Annotated in this window: 13 protein-coding genes; 8 read left to right on the top strand and 5 right to left on the bottom strand. The window is 70.1% G+C overall.

The window, feature by feature from the left end; all coding sequences use genetic code 11:
- The 3 genes from VF794_RS29470 to VF794_RS29460 all read left to right on the top strand — a co-directional run.
- A partial coding sequence (locus VF794_RS29470) for an SPFH domain-containing protein (protein ID WP_331116145.1) occupies positions 1-843 on the top strand: 843 nt, incomplete at its 5' end.
- 4 nt (positions 844-847) lie between these two features.
- On the top strand, positions 848-2,251 hold the full coding sequence (locus tag VF794_RS29465; protein ID WP_331116143.1) for a hypothetical protein: 1,404 nt from the start codon (positions 848-850) through the stop codon (positions 2,249-2,251).
- Between the two features lie 44 nt (positions 2,252-2,295).
- Entirely contained in the window at positions 2,296-5,565 is a 3,270-nt protein-coding gene (locus tag VF794_RS29460; RefSeq protein WP_331116141.1) for an adenylate/guanylate cyclase domain-containing protein, read from the top strand.
- Here the strand turns inward: VF794_RS29460 and VF794_RS29455 are convergent.
- The 4 genes from VF794_RS29455 to VF794_RS29440 are packed head-to-tail and all read right to left on the bottom strand — an operon-like array spanning position 5,549 to position 10,693.
- A complete protein-coding gene (locus tag VF794_RS29455; protein WP_331116139.1) occupies positions 5,549-6,586 on the bottom strand; it encodes a polyprenyl synthetase family protein in 1,038 nt (345 codons plus the stop codon). The genes VF794_RS29460 and VF794_RS29455 overlap by 17 nt on opposite strands.
- Before the next feature lie 11 nt (positions 6,587-6,597).
- Positions 6,598-7,407 (bottom strand): hypothetical protein, encoded by an 810-nt coding sequence (locus VF794_RS29450; RefSeq protein ID WP_331116137.1) that lies wholly within the window; start codon positions 7,405-7,407, stop codon positions 6,598-6,600.
- Between the two features lie 21 nt (positions 7,408-7,428).
- Positions 7,429-9,594, bottom strand: coding sequence for an NAD(P)-binding protein (locus VF794_RS29445; protein WP_331116135.1), 2,166 nt, complete (start codon positions 9,592-9,594; stop codon positions 7,429-7,431).
- 46 nt (positions 9,595-9,640) lie between these two features.
- Positions 9,641-10,693, bottom strand: a complete 1,053-nt coding sequence (locus VF794_RS29440; RefSeq protein ID WP_331116133.1) for a saccharopine dehydrogenase family protein — start codon at positions 10,691-10,693, stop codon at positions 9,641-9,643.
- Positions 10,694-10,887: 194 nt separating this feature from the next.
- On the opposite strand from VF794_RS29440, the gene VF794_RS29435 reads away from it, so the two are divergent.
- The 4 genes from VF794_RS29435 to VF794_RS29420 all read left to right on the top strand — a co-directional run bounded on the left by VF794_RS29435 (position 10,888) and on the right by VF794_RS29420 (position 14,308).
- Positions 10,888-11,952, top strand: a complete 1,065-nt coding sequence (locus VF794_RS29435; RefSeq protein ID WP_331116131.1) for a hypothetical protein — start codon at positions 10,888-10,890, stop codon at positions 11,950-11,952.
- A complete protein-coding gene (locus tag VF794_RS29430) occupies positions 11,949-12,626 on the top strand; it encodes a hypothetical protein (protein ID WP_331116129.1) in 678 nt (225 codons plus the stop codon). The genes VF794_RS29435 and VF794_RS29430 overlap by 4 nt, the downstream gene beginning before the upstream one ends.
- Positions 12,627-12,730: 104 nt before the next feature.
- Positions 12,731-13,567, top strand: a complete 837-nt coding sequence (locus VF794_RS29425) for a Tox-REase-5 domain-containing protein (protein WP_331116127.1) — start codon at positions 12,731-12,733, stop codon at positions 13,565-13,567.
- Between the two features lie 12 nt (positions 13,568-13,579).
- On the top strand, positions 13,580-14,308 hold the full coding sequence (locus VF794_RS29420) for an immunity 52 family protein (RefSeq protein ID WP_331116126.1): 729 nt from the start codon (positions 13,580-13,582) through the stop codon (positions 14,306-14,308).
- Positions 14,309-14,372: 64 nt separating this feature from the next.
- On the opposite strand, the gene VF794_RS29415 is transcribed toward VF794_RS29420, so the two are convergent.
- Positions 14,373-15,155: an SDR family NAD(P)-dependent oxidoreductase gene (locus VF794_RS29415; RefSeq protein WP_331116124.1), complete on the bottom strand. Its 783-nt coding sequence runs from the start codon at positions 15,153-15,155 to the stop codon at positions 14,373-14,375.
- Positions 15,156-15,188: 33 nt separating this feature from the next.
- Here VF794_RS29415 and VF794_RS29410 point away from each other — a divergent pair.
- Positions 15,189-16,230 (top strand): hypothetical protein (locus VF794_RS29410; RefSeq protein WP_331116122.1); only part of this gene is annotated, 1,042 nt, incomplete at its 3' end.

Genomic DNA, 16,230 nt, shown 5'->3' with positions numbered 1-16,230 from the left:
GACCCGGCGCGGATTCCCTCCCTGGCCGCCAGGCTCCCCGAGGACATCGGCCGGGACATCGTCGAGCCGGCCATCGACGGCGTGCTCCGCCGCCACTTCGCCCAGCACACGGTCCGGGAGATCTTCTCCACCCAGCGCGTGCGGATCCAGAAGGACATCCTCGCCGATCTCTCGCCCCTGCTGAGCGAGGATGGCGTCATCGTCCGCTCGGTCACCCTGGGCAACGTGGACCTGCCGCAGCAGTACCGCACCGGCATGGAGTCGCTGCTCACCGAGGAGCTGAACTCGGAGAAGATGCGCTACACCCTGGAGCTCAAGGACAAGCAGGTGAGGCAGTCCGCGCTGGAGGCCGAGGCGGACAAGGTCCGGCGCGAGAAGGCCGCCGAGGCCGCCGGCAACGAGGAGATCATCGCCGCCAAGGCCAGGGCGGAGGCCATGCGCCACGTCCTGCCCTTCAAGGAAAAGGAGATCGAACAGCGCCGGTTGGAGGCCGAGGCCTCGAAGATCTCCCGTATCACCCAGGCCACCGCCGAGGCCGAGGCCCACCGCATCGAGGCCGCTGGCGAGGCGGATGCCCGGCGCAAGCTCGCCGAGTCCGATGCCTACCGCGTCGAGGTCACCGGCAAGGCCGCTTCCGAGCAGCTCGCTCGCGACGCCGCGCTGATCAGCCGCAACCCGCTGCTCATCCAGAAGACGCTCGCGGACAAGCTGTCCGACAAGATCCAGGTCATCATCGCGCCGCCTCATACCGGTGGGTTCATCGCCGGCAACCTCCTGGGCCAGCCCCAGGAGCCCCGGTCCGCGGGCGCCGCCGTCTCCGACACCACGGACTCCGAGGAGTAGGCGCATGCTCGCCACGCTCGTCGTCATCGCCCTCGTGGTGCAGGACCAGGCGCCCCTGCGCGCCGCGCCACAGGACTCCGCTCCCCGTCAGGCCACCCTCTGGCAGGGCGAGTGGCTCGAGGTCCGAGGGGAGAAGCAGGGGTTCATCCAGGTCTACGACCACCGCCGCGAGCGGCCCGGCTACGTGCGCGAGCACCAGGTGCGCATCTACCGTCTGGACGAGGCGAGCGTGGCGCAACTCCAGGCGGTGGTGCGCTTCCTCGAGGACACGCCGGGCGCGGAGGCGCTGGGCATCGGCTACGCGGCGGCGCTGTTGCGCGCGGCCCCCGCCTCCCAGGTCGGGCCGGAGCTCTTCGATGCCCTGGGCACCCTGGCGGACCGGCTGGCCCGGCGTGCCACCTCCAACAGGACCAATGACGTGGCCCTGGCGGCGCACCTCGACGTGGCGGCCAGCTCTGGGGTGAAGCTCGTCAGCTTCGAGCGCGAGGGCCGCACCCGTGTCTGCTACGACGGCGAGGCCTTCCGCCGCGTGCTGGCGCTCGGGGGCAGTCCCACGGAGCGAGCCCGCGCCGCGCTCGCCCTGACACGGCCCGAGTGCATCGACCCGGCGCTCGGTCCCACGGAGCAGCAGGCCCTCAATGAGTGGCGGAGCTCGGTGCTGGAGCAGGTGGACGCGGGTCGGCTGCCGGCGTACCTGGCCAACCGGCTCCACCTGCGCCGCGCCGAGGTGTCCGCGCTCCTGGCCTTCCAGCTCTCCCGCCGGGGCGAGGCCCAGCGGGGCGCGAAGGCCAGCGCGCGGGCGGTGGACTCGCTGGCGAGCGTGCTGAAGGCGGAACTGGCCGAGGAGGACACGCAGGCCTACGCGACGGTCGCGGTGCGGGTGGGCGCCTCGCGTTGGGCATCCGAGCCCGTCGTGGAGCAGTCGGGGTCCGGGCCCCTCCTCGAACTGACCCGGGGCCAGCCGGGGGAGACCTGCCTGCGCCTGATGGACGCGAAGGCCCCCAAGGAGACACTGTCCGAGCGCTGCACCTACGGGCTGGTGTGGCCGGGCTCCGTGCGACGCTCCGCCCAGGGCTCGGCGGTAGCGGTGGCGGTGCAGATGCTGGAGGGCTGGACCGAGCTGTGGATCTTCCACCAGGAGGGGGGAGGGTGGACGCTGGACACCCTGGCGCCCGCGGCGACCGAGCCGCTCCTGGGATACGTGGAGCTCGCCGGCTTCTCCCCGGACGGCTCACGCGTGCTGGTGGCTCGCGAGGCCCTGGTGGAAGGGCGCATCAAGTCCTCCTTCCAGGTGCTCAAGCGGGAGACGCTGATGCCCGAGAAGAGCGCCGACAACCCGGGGGGCCTGGGCGCCTTCCAGCGGTGGAGCGCCGCCGACTGGCGGGGTCGCAGCGTCGCCCTTCGCTGAACCGGGTTGTCCGCCCTCTCCGGTTCTGGTGGAATGTCCGACTGATGATCTGCTCCAGGTGCGATTCCGAGATTCCGGATGGTCTGAAGTTCTGCACCGAGTGCGGAGTTCCGCTGTCAGCCGCGTGCGCTCAGTGCGGATTCAAGAACCCCCCGAAGGCGAAGTTCTGTGGCCAGTGCGGTACGGCCCAGGGGGTCTCGTTCGCCGCGCGCCCGGCCGAAGCCGAGCGGCGCCAGTTGACGGTGCTCTTCTGTGATCTCGTCGGCTCGACGGCCTTCGCGGAGAAGTTGGATCCCGAGGATCTGCACGAGGTGCTCCAGGAGTACCACTCGGCGAGCACCGAGGTCATCCGCCGCTTCGAGGGGTATGTGGCCCAGTACCTGGGCGATGGGCTGCTGGTGTACTTCGGCTACCCGATCGCGCACGAGGACGAGGCGCGCCGAGCGGTGAGCGCGGGCCTGGGCATCCTCGAGGCCATGGCGCGGCTGTCGCCCAGGGTGAAGGCCAGGCACGGGGTGGATCTGAGCGTCCGCATCGGCATCCACACGGGGTCGGTGGTGGTGGGCGAGGTGGGCGGCGTGCAGCGCCAGGAGCGACTGGCGCTGGGTGAGACGCCGAACCTGGCCGCGCGGCTGCAAACCCTGGCCGAGCCCGGCACCATGCTCATCAGCCAGGTCACGTACCAGATGACGCAGGGCTACTTCACCAGCCGGGAACTCGGCCCCCGCACCCTCAAGGGCCTGTCGCACCAGGTCTCCGTGCACCAGGTGCTCGGCGAGAGTGGTGCCTCCCACCGCATGGAGCTCGGCCTCTCGGCGCGGCTGTGCTCGTTCGTGGGGCGGAGCCAGGAGCTGGCGGTGCTGCTCGAACGCTGGGGCGAGACGCGGCAGGGGGGCAGCCCCCTCGTGCTGCTCTCGGGCGAGGCGGGCATTGGCAAGTCGCGGCACCTGCTGGTGTTGAAGGAGGCGCTCTGGGAGGCGCCCCACCTGCTGCTGGAGGGTCGCGGCTCGACCTACCACCAGAGCAGCTCGCTCTTCCCCATCATTGAGTTGCTGGAGCGGCGGCTGGGGTTCTCCGAGGAGCCCTCGGCGAGTGGGCGCTTCCACAAGCTGTGGGCGGAGCTGGCGCACTGCGGGATGGAGAGCACCGACGCGCTCCCGCTGCTGGCCTCGCTGCTATCCATCGCGCCCGAGGGGCTCTACACCCTGCCCGAGCTGCTTCCCCAGAGGCTGCGCCAGTCCACCTTCGAGGCCCTGCGCACGTGGTTGTCCCGGCTGGCGGCACGGCAGCCGGTGCTCTTCGTCCTGGAGGACCTCCACTGGGCGGACCCGTCCACGCTGGAGTTCATCCAACTGCTCGCGCGCGAGCCCGCCCCGGGTGTCTTCACCCTGCTCACCTCCCGTCCCGAGTTCCGAGCCTCCTGGCAGAAGCCGGAGCGCCTCGCCGAGGTGACCCTGGAGCGCCTCGGCCGTGAGCACGCGGAGCTGATCGCCCGCGAGGTCGCCGGCAACCTCGTGGTGCCTCCCGAGGTGCTCCAGCAGGTGCTGAAGAAGGCCGACGGCATCCCGCTCTTCGTGGAAGAGATCATGAAGGCGCTGCTGGGCTCCGGACTGGTGCGCAAGAAGGATGGCCGGTTGGAGCTGGTGGGCGTGCTGGCCGCGGACGCGATTCCCGCCACGGTGCAGGACTCGCTGATGGCCCGCCTGGACCAGCTCAGCCCTGGCAAGGCGCTGGCGCAGCTCGCGGCGACGCTGGGCCGCGAGTTCAGCTACGAGATGCTCCGGGCCATCTCCAGCATGGATGAGGAGACGCTGCTGCGCGAGCTGCGCCGCATGGAGGAGGCCGGGCTGCTGCTGCGCGAGGGCCAGCCCCCCCATGCGACGTACCTCTTCAAGCATGCGCTCATCCAGGACGCGGCGTACCAGTCGCTGCTGCGCAGCACGCGCCAGCGCTACCACGAGCGCATCGTCCAGGCGCTCACCCGGCGCTTCCCGGAGATCGCCGAGACGCAGCCGGAGCTCCTGGCGCACCACTACACGGGCGCGGGTCTGGCGGAGCAGGCCGTGGGCCAGTGGCAGCGCGCCAGCCAGCAGGCCACCGCCCGGTCCGCCTTCTCCGAGGCCATCAGCCACCTCACCCGGGCGCTGGAGCAGCTCGCCCTCATCCCGTCCTCGCGCGAGAGGGATCAGCTGGAGATCGCCGTCCGGGCCGATCTGGGCCTGGCGTTGATCGCCACGCGCGGGTACGCGACGAAGGAAGTCGAGGACGTCTACGTGCGCGCCCGCGAGCTGTGCACGCAGTACGGCGACATCCCCCTGCACGTGTTCTGGGGCATCTGGGGATTCTCCCTGGTCCGCGGAGATCGCGAGGGCACGGAGCGGCTCGTCCCGTACTTCCGCCGCCTCGTCGAGACGAGCAACGACCCGGTCGACCTGGTGGTGGCCCACGCTTCGCTCTCCACGTGGTCCTTCTGGCGCGGCGACTATGCCGAGAGCGCGAAGCATGGCAGGGCAGCCAAGGAACTGGTCGAGGCGCGTGGCTGCGCCCGGGAGATCCTCGCCCTGCTCCGGGGCGGTAGTGGGGGCAGCACCCGGAATGGTTCGAGGGCCTTCGCCGCCGAGTGCCTGCTCTACGCCTACACCCTCTACGCCTCGTGCGAGGTCATCCAGGGCTACGTGACGGAGGGCCTGGGCCACTGCAAGGAGGCCATCGCGCTCGCCGAGGAGTCGGGGCACCCGTACGCCATCGGCATCGCCTACATGATGAGCTGCGTGGTCGCCTACGAGGCGGGTGACCTGGAGCTGCTGCGCGAGTGGGGGGAGCGCACCACGGCCGTTGGCCGCCAGAACGGGTTCTTCTTCTTCGAGGCCAACGCGAAGTGCAGCCTCGGCTGGCTCGCCGTTCAGCACGGCGACATCCAGAAGGGACTCACGGAGATTCAGGAGGGGCTGGGGTTCCTCCGGCTCGTCGGCAGCCTGGTGAACGACTCCTACCTCACGGTGCGCGTGGCCTGGGCGTACCTGCTCGGCGGGAAGCTCGACGAAGGGCTGGCGGCCGTGAGGGAGGCGCTCGCGCTGGCCGAGGTGAACCTGACCCGCAACAGCATTCCGGAGCTGCGGCGCCTGGAAGGGGAGATGCTGCTCCAGCAGGGCAAGGTGGAAGAGGCGCGTGCCTCCTTGCTGCGGGCGGTGGAGGTGGCGCGCGAGTTTGGTGGCGCCCTCCACGAGCAGCGCGCGGCCCTGAGCCTCGGTCGGCTCCCGCCTCCTCAAACCGGTCCGTTGCCGGAGGCCAGGGCGCTCAGGCTCGCTCGATGACCCAGGCGGGCAGCGCCTCCAGGAAGCGCCTGTCCGGCGAGTCCGGCACCTCGGCGAAGGCGAGCGAGAACTCGTGCAGGGCCGCCCCGGCGAGCCCGTGGGCCACCTGCCGCGCGTGCTCGAGGGAGCCATAGGCGTCCATCCGCTCGCGGACCCACTGGATATGCTCCGAGGTACGCTCCGCCCGGGGCATGCCGAGCACCCGCGCCAGCCGCGCCCGGTCCACGGCATTCGCGGCGCCGAACAGGTGGATGAGCATCAACGTGCGCTTGCCCTCCCAGAGGTCCCCGTTCAGCTCCTTGCCGTAGCGCTGGGGATCGCCCACCAGGTTGAGCAGGTCATCCTGGATCTGGAACGCGGCGCCGACGAAGAAGCCGAAGCGCAGGAAGCGATCCAGGTCCACGCCGTCGCGCGTGCCGATCAGCGCGCCGATCCGGATGGGATAGATGGTCGTGTACCAGCACGTCTTCTTGAGGACCATCTCCAGGTAGTGCGTCTCCTCGAGCGCCACGACGTTGCGCTGGCGCCACCACAGCTCCAGGGCCTGGCCCTCCACGGACTCGCGGGCCATGCGCTCGGCCTCCTCCAGCACCCGCAGGGCGAGCTGCGAGCCGAGGCCGGCCACGTTGTCGAGCAGCGGGCGCAGGCTGAGCACGGCGAGCGCGTCCCCCACGTTCACCGCGATGGGGATGCCATGGCGCAGGTGCAGGGTGGGGCGTCCGCGCCGCTCCTCGCTCTCGTCCTCCACGTCGTCGTGGACGAGGAAGGCGTTGTGCATCAGCTCCAGGGCCACCGCCGAGTTCAGCGCGTCCGCGGCCGAGGCCCCGAACGCGCGCGCCGAGGCGAGGCACAGGCTGGCCCGTAGGGAGCGGCCACCCCGCTCGGGGTAGTCCGCCACGAGCTCGTACAACTCATGGTGGGGCCGCCGGCCACGCAGGTACTCGCGGAGGCGCTCGCGCGTGGCGGTGCCGTATTCGTCGAGCAGCTTCTGGACGAGGGCCGAGGCGGGCGTGGCGGTCATGCGCGTGGCGGCTAGGGAGCGAGTCGCACGGTGAGCGTGCCGCGCGGCAGGCTGGTCCGCTCGTCGAGGATGATGCCGCTGTAGATGCCGGGAGGCTGCTCCGCCGGGATGCGCAGGCGCAGCACGAGCCGCTCCTCTTCCGGCACCGTCTCGAGCCCCACGCCGGTGATGCGGGGCTTGTCCGCCTCGGGGGCGCGCAGGTCGTGCACCACCAGTGGCAGGCCGAGCGCGCGTGCGCGCAGATCGAAGGAGACCTCGGTACGCCGAGGCGACTCCAGCTCCAGGGTCAGCGCCACCTGACTGTCGGCCTGCTGGGAGACGGGGACTGGAGCCTGCTGGGGCGCGGGGGGAGGCTCACCCATGGCGAAGGGGCCCGCATGGCCCGACGGCGCGCGCGCGCCCATCACCTGCATCCACATGTTCATGAACTCCGAGAAGCTGCGGAACAGTGCTTCCATCGGAGGGCCACCGGGGGCAGCGGAGCCAGGGGCCGCGAAGCCGGGCATGGCGCCGCCGGTGTACGGCATGCCGAACATGCGGGCCACGTTCTGACCCTGGCGCATGTACTCCTCGATGACCCGGTAGCCCATCTGCACGCCCTGCGAGACGGGGTCTCCTCCAGCGGCCGCGCGAGGCATGCCCGGCATGGGAGGCATCCCCGGCATTCCGGGCATGGGAGGCATCCCGGGCATGGGCGGCATCCCGGGCATCCCCGGGCCGGAGGTGGGGACGGAGCCAGGAGGCCCGAAGAGCGTCCACCAGTTGCGGACGGGACGCGTGCGTTGCGGCTCGGACCTCTTCACTCGGTCGTGGGAATCCATGGTGACTTTCTTCGGAGAGGCCTAGGGATGATCGAAACCGACGATGTCTTCCAGCCGTGGCAGTCCCGAGAGGGCGTGGGCCGCCAGCCGCCCGGACATGACGGCAGCCTCGACGCACCCCTCGTTGAAGCCGCAGTCGGTCCAGTCTCCGGCGACGGTGAAGTTGTCGTAGGTGTTGTCGAGCGGAGAGATGCGGTAGCGCAGGCTGCCGGGCAGCGACAGCGTGTACCGATCCGTGGGGTTCACGTTCGCCGTCCAGTACTGCGAGGCGAACCGGGCCTCGCCCAGGGACCGCGGCGCGCTCCCCGGTGCCTCGGCGGGGTCCATCAGCAGCTCCCAGCGGAACTCGCCCGGTTCGAGGTGGGCGCGGGGCCACAGGTGCACGATGTCCCGGTTGAGGAACCGGACGGCATCGCGCCGGACCTTCTCGTGCTGGGCCTCGGGGAAGGAGGGGCTCTTCCGCTCCGCCTCGGGGACGTCCGGCAGCGCGCTACAGAAGTAGGCGATCGCCCCCGGAGGCCTCGGCCAGCTCTCCTCCGACGCCAGGTGGCTCATGTCCGCCCACGTGTCGAAGGGCTCCACGAAGCCCGAGATGTTGATCGGCGGCTCGTTCCAGCCGAGTTCCCGCATCCCCGCGTTCATCCAGATCTGGAAGGCCTGCGTGGGGACGCTCTTCACCCGCTCGACCATCTCGCGCCAGCGCGAGTCCCGCTCCACCAGCTCCTTCGTCAGGTGCTTGACCGCGCCACCGCCCACCGCGAGCACCACGAAGTCGAAGCCCTCGCCCACCCGCAGCACCTTCGTCTCCGCCTTGCGCTTGTCCCAGTGCGACTCGAACTTCCAGCCCTCCTGCTTCAGGCGCTGACCCTCGACGAGCTGCGCGTAATCGGGCTCCGCGGGCCAACAGGGCAGCCCGCGCACGTCCACCAGGGGCTGGTACTCGCCGCCGCCCTTCACCTTCGCCTGGACGTCGAACTCCAGCGCCTCCACGTAGGGGCGCTCGCCCGGCTTCAGGCGCGAGGCGTCCACCAGCTTCACGTTCTCCAGCCGGTGGAAGAACTCGAAGCGGACCCCCCGGCGCTGGAGCACCTCGTAGAAGGGGGCGAAGACGATGTCGCCCATGCCCGAGCGCATCTTGAAGAAGAAGGCGCCCCGGTAGGTGAAGAACGCCCGGAGCGCGCCTCGCACGGCCTGCCCGGCGGCGATCCGCGGGCGCGAGAAGTCACCGTCCTCATAGGCGAAGGCCAGGTCGTAGAGCGCGCGCACGAAGGCGCTGTTGATGGCGCGCTCGGAAGCCCCGTTGAGGCGCAGCCACTCCCGGCAGTCGTAGTCGTCGATCGCCTCGAAGCCGCGCGCGTCCGTCAGCAGCCGGAAGCGGATGCTGCCGCGCACCACCGCCAGCACCAGCTCGATGATCTCCCAGAGCCGGCGCAGCTCGTCGTCCTTCTCGGTGACCTTCTCCAGTTGGCCGCGCGCCGCCGTGGAGAGCGCATCCAGGAAGCGCACGAGCACGCTCTCGGGGAAGCGGGGCAACACCCCGAGCACCGACTCCACCAGCCCCAGCGCCTCGACGACCGCCGCGAGCGTGGCGAGCTGGCCGTACTTGAGCAGGCGCGACACATCCTCCAACAGCGCCTCGGGCGTGCCCACCCCGACGGTGCCGGGGCCCGCGGTGGTCGGAGCGGAGCCTTCGTGGTGCTGCACCGCCGTCAGCAGCGTGCGCACCAGGGTGAGGCTCCGCGCGAGGTAGTCGGCGACGGTCCAGCGCGGCAGCTGGTTGCCAGGGTCCCCCGGCATCCCCTCGAATGGGGGCAGGTTGACCTTCCACGGCAACCAGCGCCCGCTGGGGGACCAGTCCGCCACGCCCGAGAAGTGGTCCGGCATGAAGGCATCACGCCAGTCGGCGATGTGGCACTTCGTGGGGTCTCTCTTCAGCTCCGCGTAGCACTCACGCATCACGCGGAACGCGTTCTCGTAGAAGCCCATCCACAGGTGCAGACCATGCTCGTGGATGCGATCCGCGGGACCCCGGCCCGAGGCACCCTTGCCTCCGGTCCTCCAACCCAATTGGTACACGGTGACGCGGTACTTGCCGACATGCTCGGGTCGCGTCAGCTCGAACGCGGCGGTCATTCCCGCACAACCACCGCCGATGATCGCGACCTCGATCGGCCGTTGATTACTCATTTCGCGGGCATTCCATGACCTGGGTCGGGACAACTGTCAACCCGGGTCAGAAGTCCTCGCGCGTGACGCCGGGGAGGGTGAGGACGAAGTCCGGGCCGTAGACGCGGGCGGGCGTCTGGAATCCGGGCTCCACGTCTCCCGCGAGCACCCGCTCGGTGATGGCCAGCGAGGTTACACAGGTGAAATGGTAGGCCTCCGGTGTCCGCAGCCGACCGCGCGCGCTCCGGCCCACGCCGTCTTCCACCTCGGCCACCACGTGGCCATGGCGCCCCACACGCTCCGCTTCCGCCGGGCCCTCGGGGAGGTTCTGGGTGAAGAGCTCCAGCCAGGCGCGTCCCGCCGATGAGCCGAGGAGCCCTCCGAGCCACTGGTTGGCCGCGAGGTTCATCCGCAGGAGCGGGTTGGCCTCGTAGTAGACCTCGATGTCCGGAATGCCCGTCGTGTACCAGGCGGTGCTGAGGTCGGCCCAGCTCAAGGCGAGGCAGGGGCGCAGGCCCGCGCCGAAGTCGAACGCGCGTTGGAGCGAGCCCGGTGGAAGCCCGAGCAGCTCGCCGTTCCGGCGCACGCGAAGCTCCTGGCCGGCGAACTCGACCAGCGTCTTCACCGAGCCCCGGGAGATGAGGTCCAATCCGGACACGGCGAGGCGCAGGCGCCGGGCCCCGGGCAGTCGGCGGGCCACGTGCAATGCGAGGCAGTCCGAGGGGACGACGTCGAAGCCCGTGGCGGGCATGAGCATCACCCCACGCGCCCGGGCTTCGCGATCGTACTGGCGCACGCCCTCGATGGCCGCCCACTCGCCACTCAGGTCGAGGTAGTGGCAGCCCGCGCGCAGACAGGCCTCCACCATGGGACGCCAGGTAGCGCCGAATGGGCCGGCGGCATGAACCACGGCACGCATGTCACGCAGTGCCTCATCCAACCCGGACTCCAGGTGCGCCACGCGGTACTCCAGCCCCAGCTCCGTGGCGAGCGCCGCCAACCGGGGCTCGTTCCTCGCGCTGAGCACGGGGCGGAGCCCTCGCTCTCGCGCCATGCGGGCCAGCAACCGGCCCGTGTAGCCCGTCGCACCATAGATGAGGAACGGCTCGGAGAGTGGCATGCGAGGGCGCAGCCTAGGGCAGCCCTTGGCTTGCGTGGCTCTCGAAGTGGCGTGTTAGATGCCCCGTGCCCGAGCCCCAGGCCCTTCCCGAGTCCATGCGGTCCCAGTACCGGTCCGCCTTGTTGAGTGTTTTCACGAACACGCACCGGGGTGGCGCGGAGGTGGCGCGCTTCCTTCCGCCGTCGATGCGGCCGATGCCCCTCCGAGAGGCCCTCCGGACCATCTCGCGGGTCTCTCCCCAGGTGGACGCGAAGGCCGTCCGCGTCGCCTCGCGGCGGTTGGTGTCCACCGCGGCGGGCACGGCCGACACGGGCCTTCAGCGCCAGCTGCGCGGTTACTCCCGGTCGCTCCTCGGCGAGGAGCAAGAGGAGGCGCTCTGGACGCACGTCAACGAGAAGCGCCACCGGGGGCGTGCCTCGCGGGAGTTCGCGCTCGAGGCACCCACGGACAGTGAGGAGATCCTCATCCGTCAGGTCGCCGACCTCGCGCGGCGCGGACCGGATCAGCTCCCCAGCCGCGAGGAGTTGCTGCCGCTCCTCGAGGCGGTGGATGAGCAGGAGGAGTCGCTGTCTTCCGCGTTCCTCGACCTCAACTCGCTCGTCACGACCGTCACGGTCGCCACGAGTTCCCAGCTCGACTTCGACAGCATCGCCTGGATGTCCGACCCGCGTACCTGGGCCCTGCGGTCCGCGTTCTGGCGGGCCTCGACGCAGGTGGCGCTGGTGGAGGGCCGCTTCCAGCCGACCGAGGGCTCTCCGCTCGGCACGAGCTGGAAGGGCAACCTCTACGAGTTCGCCGAGTGGAACTGGAACGCGGCCTCCATCTCCGCCGTGCAGAACTACCTGAACATCGACTTCCGCCAGCACCGGTGGACGGAGGACGGAGACGAGCTGGGCCTTGTCTGGATGAGCTATTCGCTCTACTCCTGCCAGGGCAGCATGATGCTCACGCGGCTGGCGTCGAATGGTGTCGACGTGGATCGCGGCTTCCTGGCGGTCCTGTACCACCACCCCAAGGGAGGGCCCGCGCCCCGCTCGGTGGCGCTGGCGCAGAAGAACGTGCGCTTCTCCGACATCCTCACCCGGCGCACCTCCCACCAGGGAATGGCGGGTGCCGGGCAGACGATGTCCTATCTCGCCCCGGCGGTCGTCGGGCTGTGGATGTACGAGGGCTTCCACGAGACTTTCTCGGGCAAGGGGCTCGACAACGCGGTTCAATCGGCTGCTCCGCGGGAGGCGGGCCTCAGGAGGGCGCGATGACGGGCGATTACAAGGATGTGAACTTCGGAGAGATCGGCTCCGGGGCCGCCTTCCAATACTGGAATGACCTCGTGAGCGTCTCCATGAACCTCATGGAGCAACAGGCGCTCGTCTGGTCCGGGCTGTTCCAGAAGGTTGCCACGAGCAATGCCGACCCCCAGGCCTGGAACCAGCAGTTCTGGGAGGCGTGGATGAGCTCGCTCAACGCCCTGCAGACGGCGGCCCTGTTCCCCTGGCAGTGGCTGGCCCGGTACTCGGGGAACATCCCCTCCGTCGTCCTCATGGTGGACGAGGCCTCCGAGACCGTGGGGCCCTTCGCGGTGATGACGCCCACCAGTGCGCAGGGGCTCGAGGTGGCGGTGACCGATCTGGTCCACGTGGAGGGCAGTGGCGTCATCTCCGCCGAGGCGCACGTCCAGGTCTGGACGGAGCAGGGCGGCAACCGGCTCCAGGTGTCCCTGGTCAACCTCAAGGGCGCCATGTCGCCCGTGGGCGAGCCGCAGGTGTCGGTGCGGCAGCGGATGCCGCTGGAAGGGGAGGGACGGGGCGCGCCGCTCACCCCCGGGCTCTACATCGGCGTCGCCTACGCCGAGGATGTGTCCGTCCGGCGACCGCTCGCCATCCTCCACGCCTACGTGTACCCGTCGGCGGCCGTGTCCCCGTTCAAGCCCTAGCGGGTTCACCTGGGGAAAGGCCACCGTCATGGCGAAGAAGTGCTGGAGCCCTGAATGGGGGGGGCAGCGGTACGCGGTTCGATGATCGGCGGAGCCTTCGGGGCGTGCCACGGTGGGCGCGGGTCGCGCTTGCGTTGCTCTGCCTCGTGCTGCACCACACGGGAGAGACACTGGAGGGGCTGGCACAGCTGCCAGGCGCCTTGAGCGCGCTGTACGAGAATGCGCCCCAACTCTGGGAAGAGTTCCGCCAGAGGCCCTACGCGGAGAGGTTGCGCACCGTCTCCCGCCTCGCCACGGGCGTGGTGCTGATGGTGGGCACCGCGGGTACGGGGGCGGCGAAGGCGGCCTCCTGGGGAGGAAAGCTGGGCCAGCACCTCTCCGTGCCGCTGCTCTCCCTCTCTGGTGACGGCCTTCTGGCGGTGCGCCTGGTGGCCGTGCCCGTTGGTGGGGCCGTGGCGGTTGCTGGCAACGCGCTGAGCGCCACCTACGTGCTGCACATGGCCAACACGGGCGCCCAGGGCGCTGGCGGGTGGCCCCCGGTAGGTGGTCCTGGGCATTGGGTCGAGGACACCGCCAGCATGTCCGAGCAGTCCCGGGCCTACCAGGCTCAGGTGACGGGCGCGCCCAAGCGGTGGTGCTACAAGATTTGCCGGGGTGCCGAGTGCGTCGAGTACGACGGATTCGATCCCAAAACCGGCACGCTGCTCGAAGCCAAGGCTCTCGAGTACGAGAAGTGGTGGGACCAAGACCTCAAGGCCAGGTTCAAGTACAAGGGTGCGAGGAGCCTGGCGGACCAAGCTGAGCGGCAGAGTCGGCTCGCGGGAGGGCTCCGGGTGCGCTGGCATGTTGCGGAGCCCAGGATGGTTGCCATTCTCAAGAACCTGTTCCGAGAGAACGACATCGTGGGCATCGAGATTGTTCACACGCCGCCGCTGCCGTGAGGTCAACTACCTATGCGAGAGACCTACTACGCAGGTGTCTATTGGGGGGGTCGCCACGAGTCGGCCGAGGAGTGCGCGCGGCGCGCGGAGAGATTCTTTCTCCTGTTGGCTGAAGTTCACCCCAGCTATGCCCGTTGGTTCGAGCAGCAAGACTCCGAGACAGAGACCCCGCTCCAGTTCGAGCCCACGCGAGAGACGTTCGTGCGCTTCTTCGGGAAGAAGGAGTACCAGAGGGGAATGGACGGCTTCAGCTTCGGCGCTTGGACGGGGCACGAGGCCGAGGAGCTGGGGGGCATGGTCATGCTCTTCTGTGGCGCACATGCGGAGGGCTCCTCGAACCGCGCGCTTCTCTATCTCCCGGTGGAGGAGGCGGGGCGTGAGCGGATTCTCACGACGTCAGTGCTCGCCGGGCTACTGCGCGCAATGGTGCTGGCTTGGGAGCCGGACTGGGGGGTAGTCGTCTCGGGAGACTTCCGGGACAGCATTTCCGAAGAAGGCCTGGCCGGGACCTTCATTGGGTGGGTGACGTACTTCGCGCGCCAGCGTGGCGATGTGCCAGCGCTGCCGGAACCCGTGCATGTGGAGCCGGTGGAGGAGAAGGGCACGTTCGTCATCCTCACTCCGGAGCGTCTGAGCGGACGTAAGCCCGAGCACCTTGCCCTTGGTCGCCGTGTTCAAGAGTTGCTCGCGGAGCGAGGTCTCCTCGGGAGCGTCAGAGCGAGGGCGCCGGCTCACTCCTGACGACAAACACTTGAGCACACTGGGCTTCGTCGGGCCTCCAAGGAGAGCCCATGTTGCACCGGAGTCACGGGTCGTCACCGGGCTCCCGCGTTCCCCAACCCGCGTTCATGGCCCAGCCGAGCATGGCATCGGGCATCATCGCCAGATAGCGGCCCATGAGCGCGGCGGGCAGCGGGAAGCTGAACTCGGGCTCGCGGCGCAGAATGGCCTGTGCCATCCGCTCGCAGGCGTCCTGGGGATCCATCACCATTGGCAGGTTCCCGTAGTCCGCCGTCATCTCCGTCCGCACGTAGCCCGGGTGGATCGTCGTCACCGCCAGTCCCGTGCCGACGAGGTCCGTCCTCAGGCCCTGGAGGAACGTGGACAGGAAGGCCTTCGAGGCGCTGTACGTCGCCCACGACGGCATCCCCCGGAACGCGGCCAGCGAGGAGACGCCCACCAGGTGCCCCCGGTTGCGCTGCACCATGCTCGGGAGCACCGCGCTCAGCGTCGCCGCCGCGCCCAGCACGTTCACCTGGAGGATGCGCTCCACCGCGGGCCAGCTCAGCTTCCGCGCGGGAGTGGGCTCGCTCACGCCGGCGTTGGCGATCACCAGGTCCAACCCGCCCGAGTCGCGCTCGAGGGCCTGGAGGCGCTCGTGGGTGGCCCGGGCATCCGAGACGTCCAGTGGCACCGGCTCCACCACGCCCCCCCGGGTGGCCACCTCGTCGCGCAACGTCTGGAGGTGCTCCAACCTCCGGGCCACCGCGTAGACGCGCACGCCTCGCACGGCGAACCACGCCGCGAGCCCACGGCCCAGGCCACTGGAGGCGCCGGTGACGAGCGCGGTCCTGTATCCACTCCACATGCCCGCGTTTATACACGTAGACTCGCGTGCCGGATGCGGGCCCCTCACGTCGAGACTCCCTTCAACGAGGTGGATGAGGCCTTCTTCCACCTCTCCCGGCCGGACGAGCCCGACAGCATCCAGCTCGAGGTGCGGGCCCCGGGCCGGCTCGACGCGGAGCGGCTGAGCGCCGCGGTGGCCCACGCCCTGCGGCTCCACCCCATGGCGCGCGCGCGGCAGGCTCCCTGGACGCCCCTGCGGCTCCAGTACACGTGGGAGATCACCGAGACCGTCGGCATCCAGCCCCTGGCCATCGCGGAGTGCCGGGACGACGAGGCGCTCGCCCTCGTGCGCGCACGGCTTCAGAGTCTGTTCGTCCCGCTGGAGGAGTCCCCTCCACTGCGGATGCTGCTCGCGAGGCACCCGGCGGGTGACGTGGTGATGCTCCACGCCAGCCACACGGCCACCGATGGCATCGGCGCGTTGCGGTTCCTGCGCTCGGTCGTCCGGGCCTATGCCGGCGAGCCGGATGCCCTACCCGCCGTGGATCCGCTCGCGGTGAGGAACCTCCGTCCATTGCTCGCGGCGCGTGGCCCTCACGAGCAGCGGGTGCGCTGGGATGCGCTGATGCGGGCTCAGTCCGAGGCCTGGATGGCTCCCCCCGCACGAGTCGCCGAGGACGGTGCCCAGGCCGTGCCCGGGTATGGCTTCGTCCACCTGCGGCTCGAGGTGCAACGCCACCCCGGCGCCACGGTGAACGACCTGCTCCTCGCGGCCCTGCACCTGACGATCGATCGCTGGAACCAGTCCCATGGTCAGCGTCCCCACCGCATCTCCACCTTTGTCCCCACCAACCTGCGCCCCGCGGACTGGCGCCTCGAGGTCGTCGCGAACCTCTCCCTGTCCGCCACCGTCTCCAGCTTCCCCGAGGAGCGGAGCGAGCCGGGCGCGCTGCTCGCGTCCATCGTGCGCCAGACGCGGCGCATCAAGGAAACGGGCGAGGCCGCCGCGCTCGCGGAGTTGCTCGGTCCAGCGCCCGTGGTGCCGCTCTTCCTCAAGCGGGCCCTGCCGGGAATGCTGGCGCTGACGGGCGAGC

The organism is Archangium sp. (assembly GCF_036389735.1).
Taxonomy (GTDB): domain Bacteria; phylum Myxococcota; class Myxococcia; order Myxococcales; family Myxococcaceae; genus Archangium.
The sequence above is the reverse complement of the archived record's forward strand: the minus strand, read 5'-3'. Positions and strand labels throughout refer to the sequence as shown.